This is a genomic window from Pseudogracilibacillus sp. SO10305 (genome assembly GCF_037072005.1).
Lineage (GTDB): Bacteria > Bacillota > Bacilli > Bacillales > Amphibacillaceae > Pseudogracilibacillus > Pseudogracilibacillus intestinigallinarum.
Genome location: NZ_JAXHDE010000004.1, coordinates 23,597 through 37,060 on the forward strand (window position 1 = coordinate 23,597; position 13,464 = coordinate 37,060).

Annotated in this window: 15 protein-coding genes; 9 read left to right on the forward strand and 6 right to left on the reverse strand. The window is 35.5% G+C overall.

Going from position 1 to position 13,464, the window contains the following annotated elements:
• The first annotated feature begins 16 nt into the window (after positions 1-16).
• From tatA to SPD45_RS05120, 3 genes are all read left to right on the forward strand, one after another.
• A complete protein-coding gene (tatA, locus tag SPD45_RS05110) occupies positions 17-211 on the forward strand; it encodes a twin-arginine translocase TatA/TatE family subunit (RefSeq protein WP_336266646.1) in 195 nt (64 codons plus the stop codon).
• Between the two features lie 263 nt (positions 212-474).
• The gene (locus SPD45_RS05115) at positions 475-1,158 is read left to right on the forward strand and encodes an HAD family hydrolase (RefSeq protein WP_336266647.1); all 684 of its coding nucleotides are present in this window, start codon (positions 475-477) and stop codon (positions 1,156-1,158) included.
• A gap of 394 nt (positions 1,159-1,552) precedes the next feature.
• The gene (locus tag SPD45_RS05120) at positions 1,553-1,693 is read left to right on the forward strand and encodes a hypothetical protein (RefSeq protein ID WP_336266648.1); all 141 of its coding nucleotides are present in this window, start codon (positions 1,553-1,555) and stop codon (positions 1,691-1,693) included.
• A 92-nt stretch (positions 1,694-1,785) separates the two neighbouring features.
• Here SPD45_RS05120 and SPD45_RS05125 read toward each other — a convergent pair whose 3' ends face one another.
• The gene (locus SPD45_RS05125; protein WP_336266650.1) at positions 1,786-2,025 is read right to left on the reverse strand and encodes an indolepyruvate ferredoxin oxidoreductase subunit alpha; all 240 of its coding nucleotides are present in this window, start codon (positions 2,023-2,025) and stop codon (positions 1,786-1,788) included.
• 117 nt (positions 2,026-2,142) lie between these two features.
• Positions 2,143-3,762 carry a methyl-accepting chemotaxis protein gene (locus SPD45_RS05130; RefSeq protein WP_336266651.1) on the reverse strand — a complete coding sequence of 540 codons (1,620 nt, stop codon included), beginning with the start codon at positions 3,760-3,762 and terminating at the stop codon, positions 2,143-2,145.
• 172 nt (positions 3,763-3,934) lie between these two features.
• Here SPD45_RS05130 and SPD45_RS05135 point away from each other — a divergent pair, with 172 nt between their 5' ends.
• Positions 3,935-4,501: a manganese efflux pump gene (locus tag SPD45_RS05135; protein WP_336266652.1), complete on the forward strand. Its 567-nt coding sequence runs from the start codon at positions 3,935-3,937 to the stop codon at positions 4,499-4,501.
• 83 nt (positions 4,502-4,584) lie between these two features.
• Here SPD45_RS05135 and SPD45_RS05140 read toward each other — a convergent pair whose 3' ends face one another.
• Complete coding sequence (locus SPD45_RS05140; protein WP_336266654.1) at positions 4,585-5,376, reverse strand: SDR family oxidoreductase; 792 nt, start codon at positions 5,374-5,376, stop codon at positions 4,585-4,587.
• Between the two features lie 107 nt (positions 5,377-5,483).
• Between SPD45_RS05140 and SPD45_RS05145 the strand changes: the two genes are divergently transcribed.
• Both SPD45_RS05145 and SPD45_RS05150 read left to right on the forward strand, forming a co-directional pair.
• The gene (locus SPD45_RS05145; protein WP_336266655.1) at positions 5,484-6,368 is read left to right on the forward strand and encodes a CPBP family intramembrane glutamic endopeptidase; all 885 of its coding nucleotides are present in this window, start codon (positions 5,484-5,486) and stop codon (positions 6,366-6,368) included.
• 80 nt (positions 6,369-6,448) lie between these two features.
• Entirely contained in the window at positions 6,449-7,300 is an 852-nt protein-coding gene (locus SPD45_RS05150) for a CvfB family protein (protein WP_336266657.1), read from the forward strand.
• Positions 7,301-7,343: 43 nt separating this feature from the next.
• On the opposite strand, the gene SPD45_RS05155 is transcribed toward SPD45_RS05150, so the two are convergent.
• Both SPD45_RS05155 and SPD45_RS05160 read right to left on the reverse strand, forming a co-directional pair.
• Complete coding sequence (locus SPD45_RS05155; protein WP_336266659.1) at positions 7,344-7,631, reverse strand: hypothetical protein; 288 nt, start codon at positions 7,629-7,631, stop codon at positions 7,344-7,346.
• 96 nt (positions 7,632-7,727) lie between these two features.
• Positions 7,728-8,621: a fumarylacetoacetate hydrolase family protein gene (locus SPD45_RS05160; RefSeq protein ID WP_336266661.1), complete on the reverse strand. Its 894-nt coding sequence runs from the start codon at positions 8,619-8,621 to the stop codon at positions 7,728-7,730.
• Positions 8,622-8,843: 222 nt separating this feature from the next.
• Between SPD45_RS05160 and SPD45_RS05165 the strand changes: the two genes are divergently transcribed.
• The gene (locus SPD45_RS05165; protein ID WP_336266663.1) at positions 8,844-9,758 is read left to right on the forward strand and encodes a cation diffusion facilitator family transporter; all 915 of its coding nucleotides are present in this window, start codon (positions 8,844-8,846) and stop codon (positions 9,756-9,758) included.
• Positions 9,759-9,817: 59 nt separating this feature from the next.
• On the opposite strand, the gene SPD45_RS05170 is transcribed toward SPD45_RS05165, so the two are convergent.
• Positions 9,818-11,521, reverse strand: a complete 1,704-nt coding sequence (locus SPD45_RS05170; protein ID WP_336266664.1) for a methyl-accepting chemotaxis protein — start codon at positions 11,519-11,521, stop codon at positions 9,818-9,820.
• 341 nt (positions 11,522-11,862) lie between these two features.
• On the opposite strand from SPD45_RS05170, the gene SPD45_RS05175 reads away from it, so the two are divergent.
• Both SPD45_RS05175 and SPD45_RS05180 read left to right on the forward strand, forming a co-directional pair.
• A complete protein-coding gene (locus SPD45_RS05175; RefSeq protein WP_336266665.1) occupies positions 11,863-12,606 on the forward strand; it encodes a metal ABC transporter ATP-binding protein in 744 nt (247 codons plus the stop codon).
• A 20-nt stretch (positions 12,607-12,626) separates the two neighbouring features.
• Positions 12,627-13,457: a metal ABC transporter permease gene (locus SPD45_RS05180; RefSeq protein ID WP_336266770.1), complete on the forward strand. Its 831-nt coding sequence runs from the start codon at positions 12,627-12,629 to the stop codon at positions 13,455-13,457.
• The last annotated feature ends 7 nt before the right edge of the window (positions 13,458-13,464 follow it).

Below are 13,464 nucleotides of genomic sequence, written 5' to 3' on the forward strand. Positions count from 1 at the left end.
GAGGGGAGGTTAAAGCATGGGGTTTGCAAATATCGGCTTTCCAAGTTTAATTTTAATCTTACTCATCGCTTTACTAATTTTTGGTCCGAAAAAATTGCCCGAAATTGGCAAAGCTACTGGACAAACATTAGCAGAATTTAAAAAAACGACGAATGATTTAATGTCAATGAACGAGGAAGAAAAAGATCATAAAGATGATTCTTCTTTGTAAAAGACGTTACGATAGCGATAAAAAACATATGCGATATATATGACGGTCATGTTTATTAGAAAAAGATAACCATGACCGTTTTTTAAGTAAATTCTAAAAGCGACCTCCCCCGATACATTTCCTCATATGTAAAATATCTTTAGGAACGAATAATTGATTCCCCTTCTCTTTTCGTAAATTAAATGTAAATTATTGAAAATTCCCTTGTACTATCTTTCTATGAGGTTTATGGTAAAGATACATTCAAATAAAGGAGGATGTATATGGTAAAAGCATTTGTTTTTGATTTAGACGGTACAATTGTCGATACGGAAAAAGCAATTTTCCAAGCATACAAAGAGGCACTTAAGTTGTATGACTTTGAGTTGACAGAGGATGTATGGGCAAAATATGTCGGTGGTGTTGGAACACCAACTTTTATCTGTGAACATGTTGAAAACGTCACAGGAAAAGAAGTTGACATAGAAAAAACGATCGCATATGGTGAGACGGTTTTACGAGATTTAATTAAAAAAGAACGCCCGCTCCCAGGTGTCATCGAACTGTTGGAAGAGGCTAAACGTGAAGGGATTAAAATCGCTCTTGCAACAAACTCAAATAAAAAATGGGCGACGACACATTTGACGAATTTACATTTGCTCGATTATTTCGATGAACTACTTACGGTAGACCAAGTATTACGTCCAAAACCACATCCAGAAATTTATGTAAAAGCAGTGCATTCATTAGGTGTTGCACCAATTGAAGCAATCGCATTTGAAGATTCCGTGATCGGTTCAAAAGCTGCCGTAGCTGCCGGACTTCACACAGTAGCTATTCCAAGTACACTAATGAAAGAAGAAAATTTCGCTCATACACATTTGCAACTTCCATCATTAGCTAATACAGATGTAAAACAATTAACAAATTTGTTCCAATCGGCTAAATATAAACGAAAAATTAGCTAATGACTCGGGGGCATCCCCTACTTTTCTTCCCCGTTCAAGGATCACTATCGTGTATCTCCTTTTACATATTTATAACTTCCCCCCTATTCATATATATGTGACGCTAACAATCGGCATAAATAGTGCACGATTTTTTGTTTTTTCACATACATTTATCTCAAAATACTTACCATTCTGTTTTACTTTTCAACATTTCATATGAGTGAATCTATTTTAAGAGGAAAATGCACAGCCACAACCTATACAAATAAAGGCACAAAACTAAGCAATGTACAACTTTCGGTCTATCTTCACAAATGATCGAAAGCTTTTTCTATACGTAATGTTACTTCCTTCGCATTATTTCATCATGTATAATAGTGTTAATTGGAAAAAGTGGGAGCGTGGAAATAGAATGATGAAAGTAAAAATGAATGTCCAAACGATGTATAAAGGTGATTTATTTCGCGCGGGCAAAGTGTATGAAGTAAATAGTGAAACCGCCGAACGTTGGATTATTAGCGGTATTGCTGTAAAATTTGATGCGGAAGTTTAAAAAAGACCTCGAAGCTATAAATCTATTTAGATGAACAAAATCCCATTATAAAGATAGCTAGCAACATCTTTATAATGGGATTTCTTATATATTTATTTGTTAGCGAAAAACTCTTCCGCTTTAGTTAAATAAATCTCATCTTCTGGTCGTAAATCATATTCTTCTACGATTGCGTCAACTGGACAAACAGCGACACATGCACCACAGTCGATACAAATATCTGGATCTATATAAAATTGATCTGGTCCTTCTTCGATACAATCGACTGGACAGACACTAACACACTCAGCTGCTTTTTCTGGACCACATGGTTCTAAAATAACGAATGCCATTCATGTACCCTCCTTCACTTCAATTCGCTTTCTTTCTCCATCATACACGAAAAAAGCCTATTTCGTAAACTATTTACGTTGAATTTCGGAAAGTTTTCATACATTGAGGCACAATTCTTAATGTAATGTAAATTTATGGACAGTACGGTCTAAAGTTGTCGCTTGCTCTGTTAACTCCTGGGCATCTTCTGCCAATCGGTGGACTCCTTCGACTTGTTCTTCTAGGTTTGCGACCGTTTTAATAACTTGTTCTGTAAAACTTTCTGCAATCGTATTAATATCTTCAATAATTTCTTCTAAATGTGCGCCATCTTTCGTTAACTCTTCCGCATAGGCACTATTTTTCATGACCGCTTCATTGGATTGATTGGACGCTTTATTTAACTGTTCAATCGAACGACCAGCAATTTGTACAATTTCTATTCCTTCTTGGAACGCATCTTTATTCGCCGTCACCTGATGTACAGCATCTTTCATTTCTTCCCGTGTTTTCTCTAATTGTACGAAAATATCTTTGGCAAATTCATTCGTATCTTCTGCTAATTTCCGTACTTCCGTTGCTACAACAGAAAATCCACTACCAGCCTCTCCAGCTCTTGCCGCTTCAATCGACGCATTTAAAGCTAATAAATTCGTCTGTTCCGCAATTTGTGTAATTAATGACACTTTTTGAATGACTTGATCGACATCTTCCGCAACCGCACTAATTGTCTCAGCTGATTGTAAAATCGATTGTTCTAATTGTAACATCGTTTTTTCAGATTGTTGGATAGCCCCATGCCCTTCTTCTGCAGCTTGATTCGCTTCTTTAGAAATAGACAATGTATCTTCGATTTGTTCATCCATATTTTTCACACCACGAATCATCGTTTGTACCATAGCACTAGCAGACTGTAAGGAAGCAAGTTGATTTTCCGCCCCACCCTGAAATGATTGCATCGTCTCTGCAATTTGTTTAAATGTTTCAGATAAATTAGTCGCCTCGTCTCGTTGATCTCTACTAACATTTGTAATTATTTCAGATGATTGTGCTAAATCTTCCACCATTCGTTTCATTCCAATGACCATTTTATTAATTTCGAAACCGATTTGATGAAATTCATTCCGGGATTGATTTTGAATTTCCCTCGTTAAATTTCCAGCCGAAATATCCCTCGTAATCGTTTGCCATTTTTGATGTGCGCGCATTACATATGTGTACATACTATAAGTCACGACAAACCCACCAATTAAAACGCTTACACTAATGGCAACACTTGGTCCTGTATCTACTTGTAACAACCATGCTAAACCATAAATAAGTATTGCTGGTACTATTGCACACATGGCAAGCATAGGAAGTAATACATGTTGGTGCACAATTCGCCCTATTCGTAAATTATATTGTTTTCCATTTATTGTAACAAGTGGGCACGATCCATCAATTAACACTTCTCCAGTTAATCGTTCATACACTTGTAAAAGACCTTTAGATGTATTTGCAGCTTGTAAACCGACAGCATCTGAAAAGACCGTTCCTTCTAATAAACGGTTCGTATGAATATAACTTTTTCCGGTTGCATCAACAATCACAAAATATTCATCTCGTCCTAATGCTCGGTCTAATTCATCATGTAATGCTACGTAATTTTTTTCAAAATCTGCTTCTTGTTGTATGAGGTGTTCAATTTGCTTTGCAGTTTCTTCTACTTTCATTAATGCCTGTCTAGCTTTAGACGTTTTAATTAACTTCTCCAATGTAGATCCCCCCATATATCGAATATTACAACTATTATAATACTACATTTGTACTACAAAGTCATTACACTTCATCGTTTTAAATAGGGGCAAATACCTAATTGTATTGGAACATTTTTTATTACGCTACATAAGTTATAAGGACAGTCGTTATAAAAAGGACTTGATATGTATGATAAATATCCAATTATTATTCATTGTGCTTGCTGTAAGTTTTGATAGTTTCATGATTGGCTTAAGTTTTGGGATGAAAAAAATTAACGTGCCAATTCGTGCATATATCGTTATTTTTCTTTTATCATGTACAGTCGTTTTTACGGCAATGCAAATGGGCGACTTATTCGGTTTATTTCTACCTGAAAAATGGACCGATGTAATTGGCAGTTTTATTTTTATTAGTTTAGGATTATTGTTATTACGTTCTAATCATCGTTCTACGTCTGAAGCGACCTTTGACAAAGATCAATCTAAACATATTTCTTTAAAAGAAGCTTTCTTTCTCGGAATGTTTTTAACGATGGATGCATTTGGTGCCGGATTTGGGGCGGCGTTTTTAGCTTTTTCACCAATTTTTCTAGCTTCTATGATCGCTTTTGCGACTGTTTTATTGCTCTTTGGTGGGATCACTTTGGGGAAAATTTCCACAAAAAACAAAACAATTGCATCTTTGTCATACTTGCCACCATTCTTGTTAATGTCTATCGGCCTATATCATTTACTAACAACATTATTTGAATAAACATGAAAAATCGTTAAAAAAGTGACACAGTACAAATATCGAGTACTGTGTCACCTTTCATTCCAATAAAATGATGGAATAATTTATAATGCTTTTATAGATGCACCGTCGACAATTAATTGTTGTCCGGTAATATATGTATTAGCAAAGGATGCTAAGAACACTACTGCTGTTGCAAATTCCTCTGGCGTCCCGAGACGACCGAGCGGAATTTCTTTTAATGCTTCCGCTTCTACTTCTGCAAAAGATTTCCCTGTTGTCTCAGCTGTATTTTCTAACAATTGTGTCATACGGTCTGTACCAATTTTTCCCGGACCGACCGTGTTCACTAATATATTTTCATCAGCAAATTCTTGTGCTAAGCTTTTCGTTAAGCCATATACACCTGGACGTAATGTATTTGAAACGATTAAATTATCAATCGATTGCTTGATTGATGAAGAAGTAATATTTACGATACGACCTGCTTGCTGTTTCTGCATATGAGGTAACACATGTCTCGTTGCACGAACGACGCTAAGTAAATTTTGTTCAACAGATTTCATCCAAATATCGTCTGTCATATCTAAAAACTTGCCTGCCGGTGGTCCGCCAGCATTATTAATAAGAACATCAATTGTTCCTGCTTGATTCACAACCGTATCCACTAATTGTTCGATTTGTGCTGCATCACTCATATCACAAGGAATTACATAGATTTCATGATGATTCGTTTCCTCGATAATTGCTTGTTTTGCCTGTTCCAATTTTTCTTTGCTTCGACTACTTATAAAAACTGTTGCCCCCTCCTTTGCGAAAAGAGTTGCTACAGCTTTTCCTAATCCTTGACTTGCCCCAGTTACAAGGACAACTTTTTGTTGCAACAATAGATCCACGTCTAATTCCTCCTTCTCTTCTTTCGTCTCATTGTACCATATTCCTATATGTCATACGGTTCCATGCTATAATAAGATTGTACTATGTATAGATGAGGGTAGATAATATGTTTAAAAATGAATGGAATGAAGTAAGATCAGGATGGCTTATTTTAGCTGCTTTTGTCGTCGTTCTCGTCGGACAAATTATGTTTACATTGCCAGGCGTAACATTTTTAAATTTAATAGAAATGGCTGGACGTCATAATGATACACCTAATGTATTTTTACAAAGCCCGTTTACTATTTTATTAACTCAAGGAGCAGGAACATTTGGTGGAATTGCTGCTACCTTTATTGCTTATCGAACGATTAATAAGAAAAATCCGAATAAAATGTATGTCCAAGGCCGTGCTACTGATTTATGGACTGGACTTATCCTTGGAGCATTATCGATCACCATCTTATTCGTTTTCTTGTACAGTACGAATCAAATCGTCTTAAAAAATCCGCTAAGTGATCCGAATATTACAAGTGCTCTCCTCGTTTATTTCATCTTGTTCATTCTCGTTAGCTTATTTGAGGAGATTTTATTCCGTGGCTATGTAATGAATACGATGCGTGCAAAACATAATAAAAAGTCCGTCATGTACATCGTATCTGCATTGCTATTTACATTTGCGCACGTATTCAATCCAAATCTCGCTATACTCGGTCTTATAAATATCTTTTTCATTGGATTGTTATTCGCTTATATGTTTGACCGAACGAGGAGTTTACTTATGCCAATCGGCTTTCATTTTACATGGAATTTTTTCCAAGGATCGATTTTTGGGTTTCCTGTAAGTGGATTAGACCCCCACGGATTATATAAGATCGACGTAACAACTAATGTCCCGTTGTTAACTGGAGGGACATTTGGTTTAGAAGCGAGTATATTAACGACGATTATAATTGGCATTAACTTTATGATCGTAAAAATGTACACGAAACAACATATACGTTCATTATAAATGCATATTTGCGAAACTGATTCAATTATGAGAAAATAAACGAAGTATCATGGTACGTGTGAAAGAAAGAAGGTTATATAATGGAAAAATTAAACGTTGGAACGATCCATGCAATGCATGTGCTCGGTCAATTAGAAAACGATGATAAATATGTCGTTCAAAAAGGGCGCACAGAAGCATTGTTACAAACAGAAAAATCGTATGATCCAGGTGATTTAGTCGATGTGTTTGTATACAAAAATGAACAAAAAAAATTCATGGCAACAGATCAAATTCCACCAGTAATCGTCGGCACATATGGTTGGGTGGATGTTGTCGATGTGATCCCACATTTAGGTGCGTTTATCTCTATCGGAGTAGGAGAAGATATTCTTGTATTTAAAGAAGACTTACCAGCATTGAAATCGGTATGGCCTGAACGTGAAGATAAGCTTTTTGTGACATTAAAAGCAGATAGTAAAGATCGTCTTTTAGCTATTCCGGCGAAAGAATCTTACTTCCAAGATATGTTTCAATTTGCCAACGATGTTGATTTAAATGAACAAGTAACAGGAAGGGTCATCCGGGTAGATCGTGAAGGAGCAGTTATTTATACCGATGATGGTTATCGTGGTTTCATCCACAATACAGAACGAGAAAAAGAACCACGTCTCGGTCAAGATGTGACAGGACGTATCATCGAAGTAAAGGAAGACGGTTCGTTAAATATTTCGCTACTTCCGATGAAACATGAACGGTTAGATGATGATGCGGAGAAAATATTAGCTTACTTAATAGAAGTCGGCGGAGAGATGGACTTTTGGGACAAAAGCGATGCCGAAGCTATTAAACGTACTTTCCATATGAGTAAATCCGCTTTTAAACGAGCACTCGGTCGTTTAATGAAACACGGAAAAATTACACAGCAAGATGGAAAAACAAAATTAAATTAAAAAAAGCTTGCAGACGAAGCGTCGTCTCAAGCTTTTTTCTTTATTACGCAACTTGTCTATATGCGTCCACAACTGTTGCAACCATAATACTAACAGCTGCAGCAAAAAGACATGCGATTCCTAATCCACCTAGACCAGCGCCACCGTAAACAGTTACTTTCGCGTCTAAGATTGTAGCAAATAATAATAAAATTAGTCCTGCTGCAAAGAAAAGAAATCCCGGGTAATACGCAACATAGCTCGTTTTCGGTGTAGCTTTTACTAAGATAAGGCTTACGATAAGTAAAGCAGCACTTAGAATAGCACCGAGTGTCAATGTAGCTGTAATCATTTCTTCACCTCATATATCCGTCGATATTTTATATACAATAATAGTTTACATATCGTCGTGTAAAAAGTCAATCAAACAACTGTTGTACTTAAGTTGTTATTCACTTTCCGGTGCGATAAATTTCGTCGTCAATGCACCTAATTTTTCCACTTCGACCGTTACTTCATCTCCTGCTGTCATGTATACTCTTTTTTCTTTGGGCCAACCTAAAATTACGCCTTCAGGTGTCCCTGTTAAAATAATATCCCCAGGCTGTAATGTCATATGTGCAGAAATGTAAGAAATTAATTCCTCACAATTAAAAATCATATCAGAAGTATTGGAATCCTGATGTACTTTTCCATTTACTTTTGCAGTTACACGTAAATTGTTCGGATTTTCTATTTCGTCCTTTGTCACTAAATACGGACCGACTGGTGCAAATCCATCAAATGTTTTACCAGTCATCCATTGAACACCATGTTTTTGTACGTCTCGTGCAGATAAGTCGTTTGTCGTACAGTAACCAAATACATAATCTAGTGCCTCTTCTTCTGTAACATCTTTCGCCGTTTTCCCGATAACGATGCCTAGTTCTACTTCATGGTCTAATCTTTCTGTCTGTCGAGGGACGACTACTTCATTTAAATGACCGGATAAAGCATTTTCAAATTTATTAAATAAAATAGGTATTTTCGGATATGGTGATTTCGTTTCATCTGCATGTTTTTTATAGTTTAGCCCGACACAAATAATCTTTTTCGGTTCTGTGACAGCAGGTGCCCATTCTATGCCCTCTTCCTCGGAAAAAAACGCCGCAACACGTGGGTCTTCGACAAATGTTTGCAACACCTTTTCTGTCTCTTCCCCGTCACAAATAACATCCATTATATTTGTCGGGATATGTTCTTCATTTAACGACTCAGCCGCACTTCTTACATCTAAAATACCTTTATCTGTTTTTATACCTAAATGTACGTTGCCACTTTTTCGAAAATTCAATAATTTCATTTTATATGTACTCCCCTCTTTCTTGTATATGTATAGTGTAACAGAATATCCCATTATTTTTCATATAAAAATGATTTTATATTTGTTCCAATAATCGTTTTTACTATAGGCAACATTGTTTCTTTCATCTCGTCGTTGTTCCTCTTTGCAACATCATTGCTATAGACTCACACGATGTTTACCTGTTACGATAGAATCATTAGAAAGAAGGGATGAACATGTATGCAACAAAATAGAGTTAAGCCAATCGTTTTTGCCACTTGGATTGGTATCATCGTAAACTTATTATTATCTATATTAAAGGCCGTTGGGGGAGTTCTGTCTGGAAGTCGTGCATTACTTGCTGATGCACTTCACTCTGCTTCTGACGTACTTAGTTCCTTCGTTATTTTATTCGGGGTAAAAATTGCGAATAAACCGCCAGATGAGGAACATCCTTACGGTCATGGAAAAGCCGAAAATATTGCATCGATTATCGTAGCAATTTTATTAATTGTTGTTGGAATTGAAATTAGTATTTCTTCCATCAAAGTATTTTACGGTATCGTTCCACCAGCACCATCCATATTAGCATTATTTATTCTTTTAATTTCTATCGGGGTGAAGGAAGGATTGTATCATTACAAATCCCGTCTCGGAAAGAAGCTTAATAGTACTGCACTAATTGCAGATGCATGGCATCATCGATCAGACTCCTTATCATCTGTTGCAGCATTAATCGGGGTTGGATTATCTATTCTTGGGGAAAAACTCCACTTATCTTATTTCATTTATGGAGATGCAGTTGCAGGGATTGTTGTTTCCATCATCGTAATGAAGGTCGGTTATGATTTAATTAAAGCATCGGCAACCGTCATTTTAGAAAAAGTATTATCAAAAGAAGAAATCCAACATTATAAAGAAACAGTTTTTAAAATAGACCGCGTGAAAAGAATTGACCAATTATTTGCACGTACACACGGTAGTTATATAATCATTGACATTAAAATTAGTGTGGATCAGCATATAACTGTAAAAGAAGGTCATGATATCGCTCGTGAAGTGAAAACTATATTAATGGATTCACATGTAGAAATTGAAGATGTGCTCGTACATATTAATCCATATTTCGATAATGAAGACGATACAAATAATTAAATACGATTGTAAAAAATCCGGAAATGCATAAAGTTTTTATGCACATCCGGATTTTTTCTTTAAATTTTAAATGTGTTCGTATGTTCTTGTAAGGTATGTGATATTTCAACTAAATCTGTAATTAATTCCGTCATTTCATGTGTTGCTGCTGTTTGCTCTTCCGATTGTTCTACCACTTGATTCGTCTCCGTCGCATTCACTGTTGCGATTTTTGTTATTTGGCCAAATTGACTATTAATACGCTCGATTTCCTGTTGAATTACGTTAATACTTTCTGTAATTACATGAATATAATGGTCCTCTTCTTCAATAGCATTATTAATTTCTTGGAATGTTTGTCCAACTTGATACATTTTTTCTGTACCTTTTTTCACATATTCATTATTTTCATTTGATTCCTTCACAGCTATCGTCATGTCCGCTTGCACTTCACGAATAAGTGTACTAATTTCATCTGTTGCATTTGCTGATTGTTCCGCTAATAATCGTACTTCATTTGCTACTACCGCAAACCCTTTACCATTTTCTCCTGCACGTGCCGCTTCAATGCTCGCATTTAATGCAAGTAAATTCGTCTGATCGGATATATCTGTAATCATCGTCACAATATTATTAATTTCAATCGACTTTTGATGCAATACATCCATTTTTTCCGCAAGAGTGATCGATTGATGTTCAACTTGTTCCATCATTTGAACAGATTCTTGGATCAATGTGGCACCAATGCTTGATTTCTCATTTGTATTTTGTGAAACAGTTGCTAATTGATGTGACTGGTCCTGAATATGTTCACTATTTTCACCGATATGTTGTAATAACGTATTCGCTTCTTCCACAATTTGTACTTGTTCATTAGAAGAACTTTCTACTTGTTCTAATGAAAGCATATTTCTTTCTGCCGATGAAGCAATTTGTTCACTATTCGCTTGTAATTCTTCCGAAAAATTTGCTAGTTGTGTGGAATTTTCTTGTATATCTGTCACAATTTCTTTAAAATTATTTGCTAATACGTATAAGTCTTCTGCCAAACGCCCTACTTCATCATTACTTTTAATATTCAGTCGTTCCATATTTAACTCACCATTTGCAATGTTGTTGGCATATTCACTAATCTGTTGCAATGGTGCTGTCGTACGCTTAATTAAAAATATCGTGACAATTCCTGCAAATAACAGTGGAATCGTCGCAAATAAAAAACTTCCTTTAATCATATCAAATGTTCGCTCATGTACGATCGATGCTTCAAAATCGATAGCACTAATGGCGATAACTTCTTTCGTTTCATCGTGATCTTCAAAAATAGGTGCATAACCTGTTAAACGTTTCATCCCACCATAATTATACACATCAGAAAATGTTGGTGCTTTCGTTACTAATAATGTTTCTAATACTTCCTCATCTATAAAAAAAGTTTCTCCTGTTTCAAATCCTTGTTCCATTAAATTTTCATCGACGGCTAACAACTTCCCATCTAAATCCATCACATACTGTCCTTCGAATATACCTTTATGTTGGATTGTCCAACTAATATCCTCCCCTACTTGTTTTGCGACAGCTTCGTCCCCTGCTTTAATTTTATCAATATCGCTCGGATTAATTAGTGCTGTCGTAATGTTTGCACAACCGAATGCTTCGACACCAGCCGCTTTTTTCACTTCTTTATAATTTACTGAATACATTGATATGAATAATACGATAATACAAAAGAGCATAATAGCAGCAATAATCGTTCCTAACTTAATTGTAATAGTATTTTTCTTCATAATGGCTTCCTTTCTGTCTTACATCATATTTTCTTTATAAATAGTTCTATATAACTATAAAATTGGTATTTTATAAATTACCTACATGAAAATAGGCTATAAAATAAGAACTTTTTACTACTTACTATCATACAATATTGTATTGAAAATATGGAAAAGAAAACACTATTTTAAGAAAGTTTTTTTGATTTATAAAATTATTCAATCATTTTTAACATTTCGATTTACAAACTTTAAAATATGTATTATGATGAAATCACCAAATGTTGCACGAGGTAAAAACTTTAGTTCATAGCTAAGTTAATATGACATACACAACATATATTGAGAAGGTGAAACAAATGAGAAAGAGTATAGATGTCCAAGATTTAACCGTCTCATATGACGGAAATGAAGTGTTACAACATATTTCATTTTCAATAAAAAGTGGACAGTTGATCGGTATTATCGGACCTAACGGGGCAGGCAAATCTACTTTAATTAAAGGGATGCTTGATCTTATCCACCGGGACCGCGGGGATGTTCGAATCGACGGGAAAAAAATTACGAAAATGAGAAAACAAATTGCCTATGTTCCCCAAAGAAGTAATATTGACTGGGATTTTCCAATCTTAGTACGTGACACGGTATTACTTGGCACGTATCCAAGACTAGGTTTATTTAAACGACCAACAAAGACAGATAAAAAATGGGCGGACGAATGCCTTGATAAAGTGAATATGTTGGATTATCGCGATCGACAAATTGGGGAACTGTCTGGTGGACAGCAACAACGAGTCTTCTTAGCACGTGCGCTTGCTCAGCAAGCAAATTATTTCTTTTTAGATGAACCATTTGTTGGAATTGATGTGACAAGTGAAAACACCATTATCGCCATTTTAAAAGCATTACGTGATGAAGGTAAAACGGTGTTTGTCGTTCATCACGATTTAACAAAGGTAGAACAATATTTCGACCAATTATTATTAATTAACAAAAAACTAATGAAATATGGCGATGTTAAAGAAGTAATGCAAAAAGAACTAATGTCCTCTGCATACAATATTGATTTCAATATCATTCAATCGATGGGAGGCGAAGCATAGTGGATTTCATCAATGATTTAATGAACTATGAATTTTTACAACGTGCTTTCGTCACTTCCGTTGTTGTAGGGATTATTTGTGGTATTATCGGTTCATTTATTATCTTGCGAGGAATGGCTTTAATGGGGGATGCCATCTCACATGCTATTTTACCAGGTGTGGCGATTTCTTATATGTTGGGCATTAATTATTTTTATGGTGCTGTCTTTTTTGGAATTTTAACTGCCGTCGGAATTGGAGTTGTAAGCCAACATAGTCGAATTAAAAATGATGCATCTATCGGTATCGTTTTTACAGCATTTTTTGCACTTGGAATTATTTTAATTGGAAAAGCGCAAACGGCAACAGATTTAACACAAATTTTATTCGGTAATGTGTTATCTGTTCGATCTTCCGATATGGTCATTACGATCATTATCGGCATCATAATTATTATGTGTGTCATCATTTTTTATAAAGAATTACTCGTCAGTACATTTGATGAAACATTAGCGGCATCGTATGGCTTACCAACAAAATGGATCCATTACGGAATAATGCTACTACTTACACTTGCAACGGTCGCATCCTTACAAACTGTTGGGGTAGTACTTGTCGTAGCGATGCTTATTACACCAGCATCTACCGCCTATTTATTAACAAACCGCTTCTCAATCATGATTGTACTATCATCGTTTTTTGGTGCATTATCATCTGTCATCGGATTGTATATTAGTTTCAAGTACAATTTATCTTCCGGTGCAGTCATCGTGATAGCGGCGACGATTATCTTTATGATTGTCTTTATTTTCTCACCAAAACAAGGTGTTTTATTCAAAGCTTTACGTACGAGAAAAATACGTATAAATTAATTGAAAG

Excerpts from the sequence above, each read along its gene's own strand:
- SPD45_RS05160 (WP_336266661.1), bottom strand. The coding sequence starts at position 8,621 with ATGAAATTATTGAATTTTCGAAAAAGTGGCAACGTACATTTAGGTATA.
- SPD45_RS05155 (WP_336266659.1), bottom strand. The coding sequence starts at position 7,631 with ATGATTACAGCTACATTGACACTCGGTGCTATTCTAAGTGCTGCTTTA.
- SPD45_RS05175 (WP_336266665.1), top strand. The coding sequence starts at position 11,863 with ATGAGAAAGAGTATAGATGTCCAAGATTTAACCGTCTCATATGACGGA.
- SPD45_RS05170 (WP_336266664.1), bottom strand. The coding sequence starts at position 11,521 with ATGAAGAAAAATACTATTACAATTAAGTTAGGAACGATTATTGCTGCT.
- SPD45_RS05125 (WP_336266650.1), bottom strand. The coding sequence starts at position 2,025 with ATGGCATTCGTTATTTTAGAACCATGTGGTCCAGAAAAAGCAGCTGAG.
- SPD45_RS05145 (WP_336266655.1), top strand. The coding sequence starts at position 5,484 with ATGTTTAAAAATGAATGGAATGAAGTAAGATCAGGATGGCTTATTTTA.
- SPD45_RS05180 (WP_336266770.1), top strand. The coding sequence starts at position 12,627 with ATGAACTATGAATTTTTACAACGTGCTTTCGTCACTTCCGTTGTTGTA.
- SPD45_RS05115 (WP_336266647.1), top strand. The coding sequence starts at position 475 with ATGGTAAAAGCATTTGTTTTTGATTTAGACGGTACAATTGTCGATACG.
- SPD45_RS05150 (WP_336266657.1), top strand. The coding sequence starts at position 6,449 with ATGGAAAAATTAAACGTTGGAACGATCCATGCAATGCATGTGCTCGGT.
- tatA (WP_336266646.1), top strand. The coding sequence starts at position 17 with ATGGGGTTTGCAAATATCGGCTTTCCAAGTTTAATTTTAATCTTACTC.
- SPD45_RS05165 (WP_336266663.1), top strand. The coding sequence starts at position 8,844 with ATGCAACAAAATAGAGTTAAGCCAATCGTTTTTGCCACTTGGATTGGT.
- SPD45_RS05135 (WP_336266652.1), top strand. The coding sequence starts at position 3,935 with ATGATAAATATCCAATTATTATTCATTGTGCTTGCTGTAAGTTTTGAT.
- SPD45_RS05120 (WP_336266648.1), top strand. The coding sequence starts at position 1,553 with ATGATGAAAGTAAAAATGAATGTCCAAACGATGTATAAAGGTGATTTA.